This is a genomic window from Muribacter muris (assembly GCF_004569585.1).
GTDB classification, from domain to species: Bacteria; Pseudomonadota; Gammaproteobacteria; order Enterobacterales; family Pasteurellaceae; genus Muribacter; species Muribacter muris.
The window spans coordinates 24,575-39,422 of record NZ_SPPA01000006.1; the positions used below are offsets into that span (position 1 = coordinate 24,575).

General features: G+C 45.2%; 12 protein-coding genes. 7 read left to right on the forward strand and 5 right to left on the reverse strand.

All coding sequences use genetic code 11. The features are described from left to right. Positions 1-29 precede the first annotated feature (29 nt). Positions 30-1,220 (reverse strand): amino acid aminotransferase, encoded by a 1,191-nt coding sequence (locus tag E4T80_RS03780; protein WP_194186388.1) that lies wholly within the window; start codon positions 1,218-1,220, stop codon positions 30-32. A 220-nt stretch (positions 1,221-1,440) separates the two neighbouring features. Here E4T80_RS03780 and accD point away from each other — a divergent pair, with 220 nt between their 5' ends. Next, complete coding sequence (gene accD / locus E4T80_RS03785; RefSeq protein WP_135055103.1) at positions 1,441-2,349, forward strand: acetyl-CoA carboxylase, carboxyltransferase subunit beta; 909 nt, start codon at positions 1,441-1,443, stop codon at positions 2,347-2,349. Then, positions 2,349-3,644 (forward strand): bifunctional tetrahydrofolate synthase/dihydrofolate synthase, encoded by a 1,296-nt coding sequence (gene folC / locus E4T80_RS03790; RefSeq protein ID WP_135055105.1) that lies wholly within the window; start codon positions 2,349-2,351, stop codon positions 3,642-3,644. Before accD ends, folC begins: the two co-directional genes overlap by 1 nt. Before the next feature lie 31 nt (positions 3,645-3,675). Here folC and ilvN read toward each other — a convergent pair whose 3' ends face one another. After that, a complete protein-coding gene (gene ilvN, locus E4T80_RS03795; RefSeq protein ID WP_047976578.1) occupies positions 3,676-4,167 on the reverse strand; it encodes an acetolactate synthase small subunit in 492 nt (163 codons plus the stop codon). Next, complete coding sequence (locus E4T80_RS03800) at positions 4,160-5,881, reverse strand: acetolactate synthase 3 large subunit (RefSeq protein ID WP_135055107.1); 1,722 nt, start codon at positions 5,879-5,881, stop codon at positions 4,160-4,162. Before E4T80_RS03800 ends, ilvN begins: the two co-directional genes overlap by 8 nt. A gap of 307 nt (positions 5,882-6,188) precedes the next feature. Here E4T80_RS03800 and chrA point away from each other — a divergent pair, with 307 nt between their 5' ends. The 3 genes from chrA to E4T80_RS13095 all read left to right on the forward strand — a co-directional run bounded on the left by chrA (position 6,189) and on the right by E4T80_RS13095 (position 10,501). Then, entirely contained in the window at positions 6,189-7,382 is a 1,194-nt protein-coding gene (chrA, locus tag E4T80_RS03805; protein WP_135055109.1) for a chromate efflux transporter, read from the forward strand. A 183-nt stretch (positions 7,383-7,565) separates the two neighbouring features. Next, positions 7,566-9,845, forward strand: a complete 2,280-nt coding sequence (locus tag E4T80_RS03810) for an NADP-dependent malic enzyme (protein WP_135055111.1) — start codon at positions 7,566-7,568, stop codon at positions 9,843-9,845. Positions 9,846-10,198: 353 nt separating this feature from the next. Beyond that, positions 10,199-10,501 (forward strand): hypothetical protein, encoded by a 303-nt coding sequence (locus tag E4T80_RS13095; protein WP_228064883.1) that lies wholly within the window; start codon positions 10,199-10,201, stop codon positions 10,499-10,501. Positions 10,502-10,552: 51 nt separating this feature from the next. Here the strand turns inward: E4T80_RS13095 and E4T80_RS03820 are convergent, their stop codons facing one another. Together E4T80_RS03820 and E4T80_RS03825 are read right to left on the reverse strand one after the other, a co-directional pair. Next, the gene (locus E4T80_RS03820; protein WP_047976574.1) at positions 10,553-10,846 is read right to left on the reverse strand and encodes a HigA family addiction module antitoxin; all 294 of its coding nucleotides are present in this window, start codon (positions 10,844-10,846) and stop codon (positions 10,553-10,555) included. An 8-nt stretch (positions 10,847-10,854) separates the two neighbouring features. Next, on the reverse strand, positions 10,855-11,133 hold the full coding sequence (locus E4T80_RS03825; RefSeq protein WP_135055113.1) for a type II toxin-antitoxin system RelE/ParE family toxin: 279 nt from the start codon (positions 11,131-11,133) through the stop codon (positions 10,855-10,857). Between the two features lie 174 nt (positions 11,134-11,307). Here E4T80_RS03825 and uvrB point away from each other — a divergent pair, with 174 nt between their 5' ends. Further along, positions 11,308-13,329 (forward strand): excinuclease ABC subunit UvrB, encoded by a 2,022-nt coding sequence (gene uvrB / locus E4T80_RS03830; RefSeq protein ID WP_135055115.1) that lies wholly within the window; start codon positions 11,308-11,310, stop codon positions 13,327-13,329. Positions 13,330-13,576: 247 nt separating this feature from the next. Next, the gene (locus E4T80_RS03835; protein ID WP_135055117.1) at positions 13,577-14,800 is read left to right on the forward strand and encodes an ATP-binding protein; all 1,224 of its coding nucleotides are present in this window, start codon (positions 13,577-13,579) and stop codon (positions 14,798-14,800) included. The last annotated feature ends 48 nt before the right edge of the window (positions 14,801-14,848 follow it).

Sequence of the window (14,848 nt, forward strand, 5' to 3'; positions counted from 1 at the left end):
GTATCTGTATCAGCCATTTTCGTTAAGGGTTAAAGAACTTTAACAATCGCTTCACAAAGGGCATCAATGTTATCATTTGTGATACCGGCGACATTGATTCTGCCGGAACGTACCGCATAGATCGCAAATTCATCTTTAAGGCGATCGACTTGCTCAGGGGTTAAGCCGCTGAATGAGAACATTCCGTTTTGGGCAATGATAAAATCAAAGTTTTGGGTTGCCCCTTTTTCTTTGAGAAGTTGAACGAATTTTGCCCGCATTTCTTTAATGCGATTACGCATTTCGGTAAGCTCGTCAATCCAAGAGGCTTTGAGTTGCGGATCGGCTAATACGGTTGCAACGGCACTTGCCCCGTGAGATGACGGGTTAGAGTAGAGCACACGGATAATCGATTTTACTTGGCTGAACGCGTTATTTGCCACTTCGGCATTCTCGGCAACTAACGTAAACGCCCCGACACGCTCGTTGTATAATCCGAAGTTTTTGGAGTAAGAGCTGGCAACCAACACTTCAGCGTGGTTTTGAACGAAAGTCCGTAAGCCGTAGGCATCTTCTTCTAAGCCGTTAGCAAAGCCTTGATAGGCGAAATCAAAGAGCGGCAGCCAACCTTTTTCCGCCGACATTTTCGCAAGGGTTTGCCATTGTTCAGGAGTCGGGTCGATACCGGTCGGGTTATGGCAACAGCCGTGGAATAAGACCACATCGCCTTTGTCGGCTTGGCTTAAATCGGCAATCAGATTGTCCCAATCCAATGCTTTAGTCTCTTTATTGTAGTAACGATATTCTTTGATGTTGATCCCGACGGCGTTAAAAATAGCATTGTGGTTTGGCCACGTTGGGGTTGAAATCCAGACATTTTGCGCGTTGGTTTGCCGTTTGATAAATTCGGCGGCAATGCGTAATGCTCCTGTTCCGCCCAAACTTTGAGCGGTTTTCGCCCGTCCTTGTTTAATTACATCCGCCCCTTCGCCGAAAAGTAAGGCTTGGGTTTGAGTGTTAAAATCGGCGATACCGTCAATGGTGAGGTAGTTTTTGGTCTTTTCATCGGCAAGTAAACGGGTTTCCGCTTCTTTTACCGCTTTAACAATCGGCGTTTGCCCGTTGGCATCTTTATACACGCCGATACCTAAATTGATTTTCTCAGCACGACTTTCTGCTTTAAACGCTTCACCTAAACCGAGAATCGGATCAGCCGGTGCCGCTTGGATATGGTTAAACATAGACATTGTGTTCCTCATAACTGTGGAGTGTAGAAAAATGGTGAATTTATACGGCGATTTTGGCTTTTTAGCAAGGGGCAAGCGGTCGGATCGGGCAGAAATTTTGTAAAAATGTGAGTTAGTTATCAGAGCAGTTACCGATTTACGCTTTTTTCTATTAAATCAACGCATTTTATGCTTTAATAGACGCAATTTTCTCAACACAAAATTAGGTGTAAAAATGAGCTGGATTGAAAAAATTTTAGGAAAAACCTCGTCTTCAAGCAGCGGAAAATCAAAAATTCCGGAAGGCGTTTGGACGAAATGCACACATTGCGAGCAGGTATTGTATAGCGAAGAATTAAAACGCAATATGCAGGTTTGTCCGAAATGCGATCACCATATGCGTATTGATGTACGTTCACGTTTATTGAATTTACTGGATACGGATACCGCCGAAGAGTTAGCCGCTGATCTTGAGCCGCAAGATGTGTTGAAATTCCGTGATTTAAAGAAATATAAAGATCGGTTAAGCGCTGCTCAAAAACAGACCGGCGAAAAAGATGCCTTTTTGGTGATGTCCGGTAAATTATTAGATATGCCGGTGGTTGTCGGGGCGTTTAATTTTGAATTTATGGGCGGATCGATGGGATCGGTTGTCGGGGCAAAATTCGTGAAAGCGGCTGAAAAAGCCCTTGAAGATAATATCCCGTTTATCTGTTTTTCCGCATCGGGCGGGGCGAGAATGCAGGAGGCATTGTTTTCACTGATGCAAATGGCGAAAACCAGTGCAATTTTAGCCAAAATGCGTGAAAAGGGTGTGCCGTTTATTTCGGTATTGACCGATCCGACCCTAGGCGGTGTATCAGCCAGTTTGGCAATGTTGGGCGATATTAACATTGCCGAGCCAAAAGCGCTTATCGGCTTTGCCGGCCCTCGTGTGATTGAGCAAACCGTGAGGGAAAAATTGCCGGAAGGGTTTCAACGCAGTGAATTTTTATTGGAAAAAGGGGCGATTGATATGATCGTTCACCGCAAAGATATGCGTGATACCCTCGCTCGCTTGTTGGCAAAATTAACCCGTCAAGCCACGCCGTTTAAAACGGGTGAATTGATTGATGCCGAAATTGAAGTGGAAGATCCAGCCTAATGTCCGTTTTAATCTCCCCAAAAGCCACGGATTCTTTGGAAACGTGGCTTTCCTATTTAGAAAAAAGCCACTTCAAACCGATTGATATGGGCTTAGAACGCATTCGCCTTGTCGCTGAACAGTTGGATTTATTAAAACCTGCACCTTATGTGATTACCGTTGCCGGCACAAACGGCAAAGGTTCAACCTGTAAATTGCTCGAAACCGCATTGTTGAAAGCGGGAAAACGGGTGGGGGTGTATGCGTCTCCCCATTTGATCCGCTATAATGAGCGGGTGCGGATTCAAGGGGAAATGGTCAGCGATGAAGCCTTGGTACGCACCTTTCATCATATTGAACAGCACAAAACCGCCTCACTCACTTATTTTGAATTTGGTACTTTGGCGGCATTGGATATTTTCCGCCGTGCCGAGTTAGATGTGGTTATTTTAGAGGTCGGCTTAGGCGGGCGGTTAGATGCGACTAATATTGTTGAGCCGAGTTTGGCAATCATCACCTCGATTGATATTGATCATATCGAATTTTTGGGCGATAACCGTGAGGCTATCGGGCGGGAAAAAGCCGGTATTTTCCGTCCTGATATTCCGGTGGTGATCGGCGAGCCGGATTGTCCCGATTCGGTATTGGAATACGCAAAATCGTTAAATTGTAACGTTTTTCAACGTGATCTAGATTGGCAATTTTCGCTACTATCCGACAGCTTGCAGTGGCAATCTGCCCAACATCACTTTGAATTACCGCTACCGCAAATCCCTGCGCCTAACGTTGCGACTGCCGTGGCAGCATTGACCCAGTTACCCTTTGCCGTAGATCAAGCGGTCATAAAGGAAGCCGTTTTTGCAACGGAAATGGTTGGTCGTTTTCAACGCTTAACCAAGCGTGATTTTGCAAAATTCAGCGGGAAACGACCGCTTGCACAGGTGATTGTCGATGTGGGACATAATCCGCACGCCGCCCGTTATTTAGCCGAGCGTTTACAGGCACAGACTTCGCAAGGTAAGGTTTACGCTTTATTCAGTGTGCTGGTCGATAAAGATTTGTCGGGCATTGTCGAGCCGTTAGATAAACGGATTGACGAGTGGCATTGTGCCGGTTTGAGCGGTGTTCGGGGGCAAAGCGGTGAGGCAGTATTGGCAAAGCTCACGGCAAAATTGCCGCAAGCAACAGCGGTCGGCTATCCTGATATGGCTACCGCAGCACAAGTGCTGTTTGGTCGGATGGGAGAGCAGGATACAGTGATTGTTTTCGGCTCGTTCCATACGGTTGCCGATTTTTTGTTATATTTGGAAAGATAGTCAAATCCCCGATGTATCGGGGATTTTTGGTTTATAGGCAGTTTTTCTCGCCTCTGGACAGGCTGATTACGCCGGATCGCACTATTTCGATGATGGTGGTTTCCGCTTTGACCGTCTCGATAAAGGCATTGAGTTTTTCACTCGTCCCTGCCAGTTGGACGGTATATTGTTTCGGGGTAATATCAACAATCTGCCCACGGAAAATATCCACAATCCGTTTCACTTCGTCCCGCGAACTGCCGACCGCACGGACTTTGAGCAGCAACACTTCACGTTCAACGTGTTCGCAATAACTCAAATTGATTACTTTAAACACGTCAATAAGTTTATGTAATTGCTTTTCAATCTGTTCTAGAACCTGTTCATCTCCTTGAGCGACAAGCGTCATTCTCGATAGGCTCGGATCGTCCGTTGGGGCAACGGTAAGGCTTTCAATATTAAAACCACGTTGGGAGAAAAGCCCGATAACTCGGGAGAGCGCTCCCGATTCATTTTCTAATAAGACCGATAATGTTCTACGCATCTGTTCGCTCCGTTTTGCTCAACATCATATCTTTCATTGATTCACCCCGAATTTGCATAGGGTAAACGTGTTCGGTTTCGTCCACACGAATATCGACAAACACTAATTTGTCTTTAATCGCAAAGGCTTGGGTAAGCTTACTTTCAAGCTCGGTAGGGTGGTCGATTTGAATGCCGACGTGTCCGTATGCTTCCGCCAATTTAACGAAATCCGGCAACGAGTTCATATAGGATTGGGAGTGGCGACCGGCATAAATAATATCCTGCCACTGTTTCACCATTCCTAAGAAACGGTTATTCAAATTCACTACGACGACCGGCGTATCGTATTGTTTGGCGGTTGAAAGTTCTTGAATATTCATTTGAATACTGCCATCGCCCGTTACGCAAACGACTGTTGCGTCAGGGTGGGCAAATTTCACCCCGATCGCTGCCGGTAATCCAAAGCCCATTGTGCCAAGCCCGCCGGAGTTGATCCAACGGCGAGGGAGATCGAAAGGATAGTGCAAAGCGGCAAACATTTGGTGCTGACCGACATCGGACGCTACATAGGCATCGCCGTTGGTTAATTTGTAGATCGTGCGGATCACCTCTTGCGGTTTAATAACATCGCCTTGTGTGTAAGCCAAACAATTTTTGGAACGCCATTGGGCAATTTGTTGCCACCAAGCGCTTAGATCCGCCTGATTTTTTGCAACATTTTCTTCACTGAGTAGCGCTAAAAATTCCTCCAGTACATTTTTGGCACTGCCGACAATCGGAATATAAGCCGGCACGGTTTTGGAGATAGAGGCGGGATCAATATCCACGTGAATCACTTTCGCATTCGGGCAATATTTTGCCAAATTATTGGTGGTGCGATCATCAAAACGTACGCCAATGCCAAGGATTAAATCGCTTTCGTGCATAGCAGTGTTCGCTTCAAATGTGCCGTGCATTCCGAGCATACCCAAAAATTGCTTGTCTGTGCTAGGATAAGCCCCCAAGCCCATTAACGAGCTAGTTACCGGCAAATTCAGTTTTTGCGCAAATTCGGTAACTTCTTGATGAGCTTCGGCACTGATCACACCGCCGCCGACAAATAAGATCGGCTTTTTTGCCACCATTATGGCTTTTAAGGCTTTTTTGATTTGCCCTTTATGTCCTTGTACGGTCGGGTTATAAGAGCGGAGAGAAATCTCTTTCGGGTATTCATAGTTAAATTTGTTCGCCGGATTAACCACATCTTTCGGCACATCAATCACAACAGGCCCCGGTCGTCCTGTTGCGGCGATATAAAAGGCTTTTTTCACGATTGCCGGAATATCTTCCGCCCGCTTTACTAAGAAGCTATGCTTAACAACCGGACGGGAAATGCCGACCATATCGCACTCTTGGAAAGCATCAGAACCGATCAAGCCGGACGGGACTTGCCCCGAAAAGATGACTAACGGAATGGAATCGGAATAGGCGGTGGCGATCCCTGTGATCGCATTGGTTGCTCCCGGCCCGGAGGTAACTAATACGCAGCCGACTTTGCCGGTAGCACGGGCGTAGCCGTCTGCCATATGTACCGCACCTTGCTCGTGGCGAACCAAAACGTGTTTAATGCCGCCGTGGGTGTGAATTGCATCGTAAATATCCAACACCGAACCGCCCGGATAGCCGAAAACATATTCCACCCCCTCATCACGCAGGGAGTGAACAATCATTTCTGCCCCTGAAAGTTTTTTCATTTTCTCCTCCAACTCAAAAGAAACGGATTGATAAAGTGCTTTGGATTGTGAAGAAAATTTAGGGGCTTGTCTAGCACTATTTCAAGCCTAAATTGTGATAAATTTAGATAAATAAACTAACATTTCATAAAATTTTAGTTTTTTATAAAGTAAAAAAAGGCTAACTATCGCACTTAATCTATATTTTCTTATATTTTTTGAAACATTAAATCATTTTTAAAATGTTATGATTTTGTGAAATATATCACGTTTTTGTTAGCCTATATCGTATAATAAAACGCCATTATGCAGAAAATGAGGGAATAAAATGGTAGATAAAGAGATAAATTTAGATCGTGCGGACTCGGCTTTAGCTATTTTCTGGATATTTTTAAAATTGGGTTGCACCTCGTTTGGTGGGCCGATTGCCCATTTAGGCTACTTTCATAATGAATTTGTTGTGCGACGAAAATGGTTGGCAGAGCAGGAATATGCCGATTTAGTTGCACTTTGCCAATTTTTACCCGGGCCGGCGAGTAGCCAAGTTGGTATTGCATTAGGGTTATCACGTGCCGGCTATTTGGGGGCATTAGCGGCTTGGGCGGGCTTTACGCTACCTTCTGCCGTGATGTTGATGTGCTTAGCGCAGGGCATTATTGCCTATGGGAATACATTGCCCATCGGTATGTTACAGGGGTTAAAACTTGCTGCTGTCGCTGTTGTGGCTCAGGCAGTATGGGAAATGGGCAAAAAGCTCTGTCCGGATAGATCACGCATAGCGATTATGCTGGCTGCTGCCTGTGGTGCGCTGTTTGTACCGTCAGTGTTGGGGCAAATCGGGGCGATAAGTGTGGCTGCTGTGATCGGTTTTTGCTGTTTTCAACCGCATATAAACACGGAACACCGCAATGTATCCGCTAATAGCAATCGAGTCGCTTTTTGTTGGTTAATCTTATTTTTCATCTTACTGATCGGTTTACCATTGCTGTCAATCCTATTGCCTAATGCGTATCTTACGCAGTTTGACCTCTTTTTCCGCAGCGGATCGTTAGTGTTTGGCGGCGGGCATACTGTTTTGCCGTTATTACAGGCTGAAACGGTTGCCAAAGGAGTCATTGATCACCAGACTTTTTTAGCGGGATATAGCGTGGCACAGGCAGTGCCGGGACCGCTGTTTACCTTTGCGGCATTTCTCGGTACAAGCATTGACGGCACATTCGCCGGTATGATTGCGCTTTTCGGGATTTTTCTTCCCTCGTTTTTGCTAGTATTCGGTGTCTTGCCTTTTTGGCAGCGATTACGTCAGAATATCAGAATACAGGCGGCATTGTTGGGGGTAAATGCGGCAGTCGTCGGGTTATTACTTGCCGTGCTTTATCAACCAATCTGGCTAACGACGGTTAAAGCCCCTCAGGATTTTGCACTTACACTGGTTGCATTCTTTATGTTAAGCGTGCAAAAACTACCGCCTTGGTTGGTTGTTGCTGTTTGCGGTGGCATTGGCTGGGGGATATTTGCCTAGAAAAAGCTCGGCATATCAAATATTCATCAAAATTTAGAACTATGTCACATATCTTTCTTAACATTTACAGTAAAATATTGACACCATTTTGTTATCACCGCTTTTGCAAAGGTTGCACTCAATCTGACCGCTTGCAAAAGGGGATATTAATTATTTCTCATCACGATATAGAAGGACTTTCCAATGGACGATAAAGCGCAATTACGCCAAGCCGCACTTGATTTTCACCAATTTCCGATTCCGGGGAAAATTGAAGTTGCCCCGACAAAATCACTCACTACCCAACGAGATCTTGCCCTTGCCTATTCCCCCGGGGTTGCCGAACCTTGTTTAGAAATTGAAAAAGATCCGGCAGCAGCCTATAAATATACCGCAAAAGGTAATTTGGTGGCGGTGATTTCTAACGGTACTGCTGTGCTGGGATTAGGCAATATCGGCGCATTAGCCGGTAAACCGGTAATGGAAGGGAAGGGCGTATTGTTTAAAAAATTCGCCGGCATTGATGTCTTTGATATTGAAATCAATGAGCGTGATCCGGAAAAATTGGTAGAAATTATTGCCGCTTTAGAGCCGACGTTTGGCGGGATTAACCTTGAAGATATTAAAGCGCCGGAGTGTTTTTATATTGAGCAAAAATTGCGTGAGCGGATGAATATTCCGGTCTTTCACGATGATCAACACGGCACGGCGATTATCAGTGCGGCAGCGGTTATCAATGCCCTGCGTATTGTCGGCAAAAAAATCGAAGACGTACGCCTTGTGGCATCAGGGGCGGGCGCGGCTTCCATTGCCTGTTTGAACTTATTGGTTTCGCTTGGAATGAAACGGGAAAATATTGTGGTGTGCGATTCCAAAGGGGTGATCTTCAAAGATCGTGATGATCGAATGGACGACACCAAAAAACTATACGCTATTGAGGATAACGGCTGGCGTACCCTTGGCGATGCAATGCCGAATGCAGATATTTTCCTCGGCTGTTCCGCTGCCGGTGCATTAACGCAGGATATGGTGAGAACAATGGCGGCACACCCGATTATTTTAGCGTTGGCAAACCCAAACCCTGAAATCACCCCGCCGGAAGCGAAAGCGGCACGTCCCGATGCGATTGTGTGTACCGGCCGTTCCGACTACCCGAACCAAGTCAACAACGTTTTGTGCTTCCCGTTTATTTTCCGTGGTGCATTAGATGTGGGTGCAACGGCAATCAATGAAGAAATGAAACGGGCGGCGGTTTATGCCATTGCGGATCTCGCCCTTGCCGAACAAAGCGATGTGGTTACCTCCGCTTATGGCGGCGAAGGCACCACATTTGGGGCGGATTACATCATTCCACGCCCGTTCGACCCTCGTTTAATTGTGCGGATTGCACCGGCGGTTGCGAAAGCGGCAATGGAGTCGGGGGTGGCAACCCGCCCAATCACCGATTGGGAAGCCTACCACGAAAAACTCACCCAATTTGTGTATAAAAGTAACCTGTTTATGAAGCCGATCTTCACCCAAGCGAAAGCGGATAAAAAACGGATCGTATTGGCGGAAGGGGAAGAGGATAAAGTCTTACACGCCACCCAAGAAATTGTTTCAATGGGGCTGGCTGCGCCGATTTTGGTCGGCAGAACCGCAATTATTGAAGCCAAAATTAAAAAATTGGGGCTACATTTAACCCTAGGGCAAGATATTGAAGTGGTGGATAACGAACAAAATCCGCATTATGAAACCTTATGGAAACGTTATTACGATCTGATGAAACGTAAAGGTATCAGTGAAGCAATTGCCAAACGGGTTGCCATTTCAAATACAACAGTGATTGCCGCCCTGTTAGTGGAAATGGGCTATGCGGACGGCTTGGTCTGCGGGCTGTTCGGCACTTATAGCCGCCATTTAGAAGCGATTAAAGATATTATCGGCGTGAGAGAAGAGGTAAAAGTGCCGGCGGCATTGAACAGTTTGGTTTTACCAATGGGCAATGTGTTTATGACAGATACCTATGTGAACGCCGATCCAAGCGCTGAAGAGCTGGCGGAAATTACCTTAATGGCGGCGGAAGAGATGAAACGCTTCGGCATTGAGCCGGCGGTAGCGTTGCTTTCACACTCCAACTATGGCGGTTCAAATGCGTTAGGTGCGCCGAAAATGCGTCAAGTGTTAGAATTGGTGCAGCAACGTGATCCGTATTTAATGATTGACGGTGAAATGCACGGCGATTTGGCATTATCGGAAAAACTTCGCCGTGATTATATGCCGGACAGCCCGCTGAAAGGTTCAGCCAATTTATTGGTAATGCCGAATATGGAAGCGGCGCGGATCAGCTATAACTTATTGCGTGCGACCACCACGGCAATTACGGTCGGCCCGATTTTAATGGGAATGAAAAAATCGGCACATATTCTCAATCCGGTTTCTTCCGTTCGCCGCATTATCAATATGGTTGCCTTTGCCGCTGTCAAGGCGCAAAGAAAAGCCTAATCACAGCCAATCCCCCTCTAGAAAGGGGGATTTTCATTTTACAAGCAGTGGGTTTACTGCCGTTTTTTGCTAAAATACCGCATAGCCCAAGCTGAAATGAAATGCTAGAATACCTACCTTTTCTGTTTTAAGGAAATTTAGTATGAAAAAACGCCCCTTTTTTTGATAACGTCATCGCTTTCTTTTTTATACTGGCAGGGTTATACAACCTGATCGGCATTCTCTATCCGACCCAATTTTTCTTTGACCAAACCATTGCCACGATTGACCCTGTTGTCTTTTCTTGGCTTGGGCAAGCGAATATTGTGTTATGGGGGCTAGCGTATTTAGCGGTGTCCTTTTCATTTTATAAAGTGCCGAAGTTGATTTTCGTTTTCTTCATCGAAAAAATGGTCTATGCGGTAACTTGGGGATTGTGGTATCTGGAAAACAGCGCGGTAATTCAGGAACTGGCAAGCAGTAAACCGCAACTGGCGACCTTTTTCCAATTTTACGGCGTGGGTGATTTATTTTTCGGGCTATTCTTTTTCGCCGTTGTGGTGCGTTGTTCAAAATCAGCAAAAAAGACAGAGAGCGAACCGCCAAAACCACGGATTGAACCGACACTCAACCCTGTTGAACAAAACCACGAGCCACAGCCGAACAACCAACCTTAATCATCAACAAATAGGCACATTGAGTGCCTATTTTTCTAGTTAATCTGCCAATTATGATGCAAAGACAGGTGATACGGAAAAGCGAGCTTTTTGTGATGCCTGCCATAAATCATAGTCAGCTTGTTGATGTAGCCAACTTTCAGGGCTTGGACTGTTTTCTCCCAGCCAAGCGTGCAAACGTAACGCCATATCGGCACTAATAGCGGATTTACCGTTTATAAGGCGGGAAAGCGTTACACGATTAACGCCTAGCTGTTTGGCGGCTTGAGTAACGGTTAAACCCAACGCAGGTAAAATATCATCTCGAATAATTTCTGCCGGATGTGGCGGGTTATACATTTGCATAAAAACTCCTAATGATAATCTTGATAGTCAACAATCTCTGCGTGCCCGTTCTCTAACTTAAAGGTTATACGCCAATTCCCGTTCACTTTTACACTCCAATGATTAACAAGATTGCCGCTTAACGGGTGTAAGTTCCAATCGGGAATGTTCATATCTTGGGCAGTTTTACTACTATTTAAACGTGCCAAAATCCATTTAAGTTTAGCAGAATGTGCAACAATAATGCCGGCAGTTGAACCCGTTTTATAGAATTTTTCCAGTCCCTTATGTTTGAATGACAGTATCATAGGCTAAGTCATCTTAATACACGAATAGCATTGTAGTTTTAAACACTACATACATCAATAACTTATTGATCATCTATGCAGGTAATCGCAGAGATTTCGATGTGTGTAAAAAATCCTACCGAACCGACCGCTTGCCTATGCTAGAATAGCAGCCCATTTTGCAAAGGAGTTTTTATGAGCAAGCAAGGTAAGCCTTTTATTTTACATTCTCCCTTTAAGCCATCGGGCGATCAGCCGACAGCAATTGCTAAATTAGTCGAAGGATTGAATGACGGGTTGGCCCACCAAACGCTGTTGGGCGTAACGGGGTCGGGCAAAACCTTCACCATAGCCAATGTGATTGCCACGCTTAACCGTCCGGCGATGTTGCTTGCGCCGAATAAAACCCTTGCCGCCCAGCTTTATGCGGAAATGAAAGCCTTTTTCCCTGAAAATGCGGTGGAGTATTTCGTCTCTTACTATGACTATTATCAGCCGGAAGCCTATGTGCCGAGTAGCGATACTTTCATTGAGAAAGATGCCTCCATTAACGAACAAATCGAACAAATGCGACTTTCGGCGACCAAATCTTTTCTTGAGCGGCGAGATACGATTGTTGTAGCGTCCGTCTCAGCGATTTACGGTTTGGGAGATGTTGATGCCTATATGCAAATGATGCTGCATTTGCAAGTGGGAGCAATGATTGACCAACGCACGATTTTGGCTCGTTTGGCGGAGTTGCAATATACCCGTAACGACCAAGCCTTTCAGCGTTCAACGTTCCGAGTACGAGGCGAGGTGATCGATATATTCCCCGCCGAATCGGACGAAGTGGCGTTACGGGTGGAACTTTTTGATGACGAAATTGAAAATCTCTCATTGTTCGACCCGCTCACAGGGCATAGCTTAGGCAAAGTGCCACGCTACACCATTTACCCGAAAACCCACTATGTTACCCCACGGGAGCGAATTTTAGAGGCGATCGAGCAGATCAAAACCGAGCTTGCCGAACGCCGCCATTACTTCATTCAAGAAAATAAATTGCTTGAGGAACAACGTATTGCACAGCGTACGCAATTTGATATTGAAATGATGAATGAACTCGGTTATTGCTCCGGCATTGAAAACTACTCCCGCTATTTATCGGGGCGAAAAGCGGGCGATCCTCCCCCGACCTTGTTTGATTATATGCCGAGTGATGGTTTGCTGATTATTGACGAATCCCACGTTACCGTGCCGCAAATCGGCGGAATGTATCGGGGCGACCGAGCCAGAAAAGAAACGCTGGTGCAATACGGTTTCCGCCTGCCGTCTGCGTTGGATAACCGCCCGCTACGCTTTGAAGAGTTTGAACGTCTTTCTCCGCAAACAATTTATGTGTCCGCCACACCGGGTGCTTATGAGTTGGAAAAAAATCCCGAAGTAGTCGATCAGGTGGTACGTCCGACCGGTTTGCTCGATCCGATTTTAGAAGTGCGACCGGTAGCCACCCAAGTCGATGATTTACTGTCAGAAATTCATAAACGGGTCGCCGTGGACGAGCGGGTACTGGTAACGACACTTACCAAAAAAATGGCGGAAGATCTGACCGATTATTTGGACGAACACGGCGTGCGAGTGCGTTATCTGCACAGCGATATTGACACAGTCGAACGGGTCGAAATTATCCACGATTTACGAATGGGAATGTTTGATGTATTGGTCGGGATCAACTTATTGCGGGAAGGGCTGGATATGCCGGAAGTGTCCCTTGTCGCGATTTTAGATGCCGATAAAGAGGGCTTTTTACGTTCGGAACGCTCGCTAATCCAAACTATCGGGCGGGCGGCGCGTAACCTGAACGGCAAAGCGATACTCTATGCCGATCGCATCACCAATTCAATGCAAAAAGCGATCCAAGAAACCGAACGCCGCCGAGAAAAACAACAAAAATATAACGCAGAACAGGGTATTACTCCGCAAGCACTCAACAAAAAAGTGGGCGAGTTGCTGGATATCGGGCAAACGGATAAGCCGAAACGCAGTAAACAAGCGGTCAAAAACAGCGATAATTTTGCAAATGACAGCAAACCGAAATCCCGCAAAGCGCTTGAAAAAGAACTCAAAACCCTCGAACAGCAAATGCGAGAATTTGCCCAAAACCTTGAGTTTGAAAAAGCGGCAGCGGTGAGGGATAAGATTGCCGAGCTCAAAAGTGCCTTATTGATTATGGAATAGAGAAAATACTTTATTACGACCTATTGCGACCATTAGGTTGTTGTATATTAGTTGTACAATAAATAATCTCCAATATGTAGGAACCCAATGCTTACGTCCATAAATGAAACGGCTAGTGCAGTTCCTTAAAAATCACTAAAAGTTAGTTTGATTTACGATAAAATCTTAAATTAAACTAGCTTTTTCTTTACTTTTTCACTTTTTTAGAGTTTAATTTACGATAATATCTTAAATTAAACTGAATTTTATGATCTTTTATCCGAGACAAATGTCGGTGTTGTTGGACACCTTAATTAAACAATTCCCCGCTGTTTTAGTAACTGGTCCTCGTCAAGTGGGGAAATCAACATTGTTACAACATATTGGGCAAGATTATCAATATGTAACCTTTGATGATCCTATGCTGCTCAATCAAGCGAAAAATGATCCTTCTCTGTTTATGCTTAATCATAGCGGCAAGTTAATTTTAGACGAAGTTCAGTATGTGCCCGAGTTGTTTTCCAGCCTGAAATTAGCGATTGATAGGCAGAAAACCTCAGGTTTGTTTTTGCTTTCCGGTTCGCAAGCCTTTGAATTGATGCAAAATGTAGCGGAAAGTTTAGCTGGGCGGATTGCAGTACTGAAATTACAGGGTTTTTCGCTGCGGGAAATTCACCAATTAGATTTCTATCTGCCATTCGTGCCGACATCAGACTATATTTCTGCCAGAGAAAAAGTTCTGAAACCGATTGAAAACCTGTGGAAAATTATTCATCAGGGCTATATGCCTCGATTGTATGAACAGGCAACGAATTGGGAGATTTACTATGCGTCCTACGTTTCCACTTATATTGAACGAGATGTGCGATCGTTAGCCAATATCAGCAGCATCACTGATTTCACTCGCTTTATGGTAGCTATCGCTGCTCACAGCGGTGAATTACTTAATTACAGCAACGTGGCACAAGAAGTTGGCGTGTCGGTCGATACGATTAAACGTTGGACAACTATTTTAGAAACCTCCGGCATCATATATTTACTTAAACCTTACAGTAATAATCACTTAAAACGAGCGATTAAAACGCCCAAAATATATATGTTGGATACAGGGTTGATGGCGTGGCTGACGAAATGGCTCACGCCCGAAACTATTCAACAAGGGGCTAAAAACGGGCAGTTTTTTGAAACATTTGTCGTGAGTGAAATTATTAAATCCTTTTATAATAACGGGATTGAACCGCCGATCTATTTTTATCGGGATACCAACCAAAAAGAAATCGATCTTTTGATTGAACATCAGCGTACGCTATACCCGATAGAAATTAAGGTTACCGCCAGTCCCGATAAAAAAATGGCAAAAGCCTTTGGCATTTTGAAAGCCAATTTGCAAGATACGGATATTCAGCTCGGCACGGGCGTGATTATCAATCAATATCCGCAAAAACTGTGGTTGGCGGAAGATTTGCTGGCATTGCCGATTTCAATGCTCTAACCTGTCGAAATAATGGCAAAAAATCCGTCTAAACCGACCGCTTGTTCG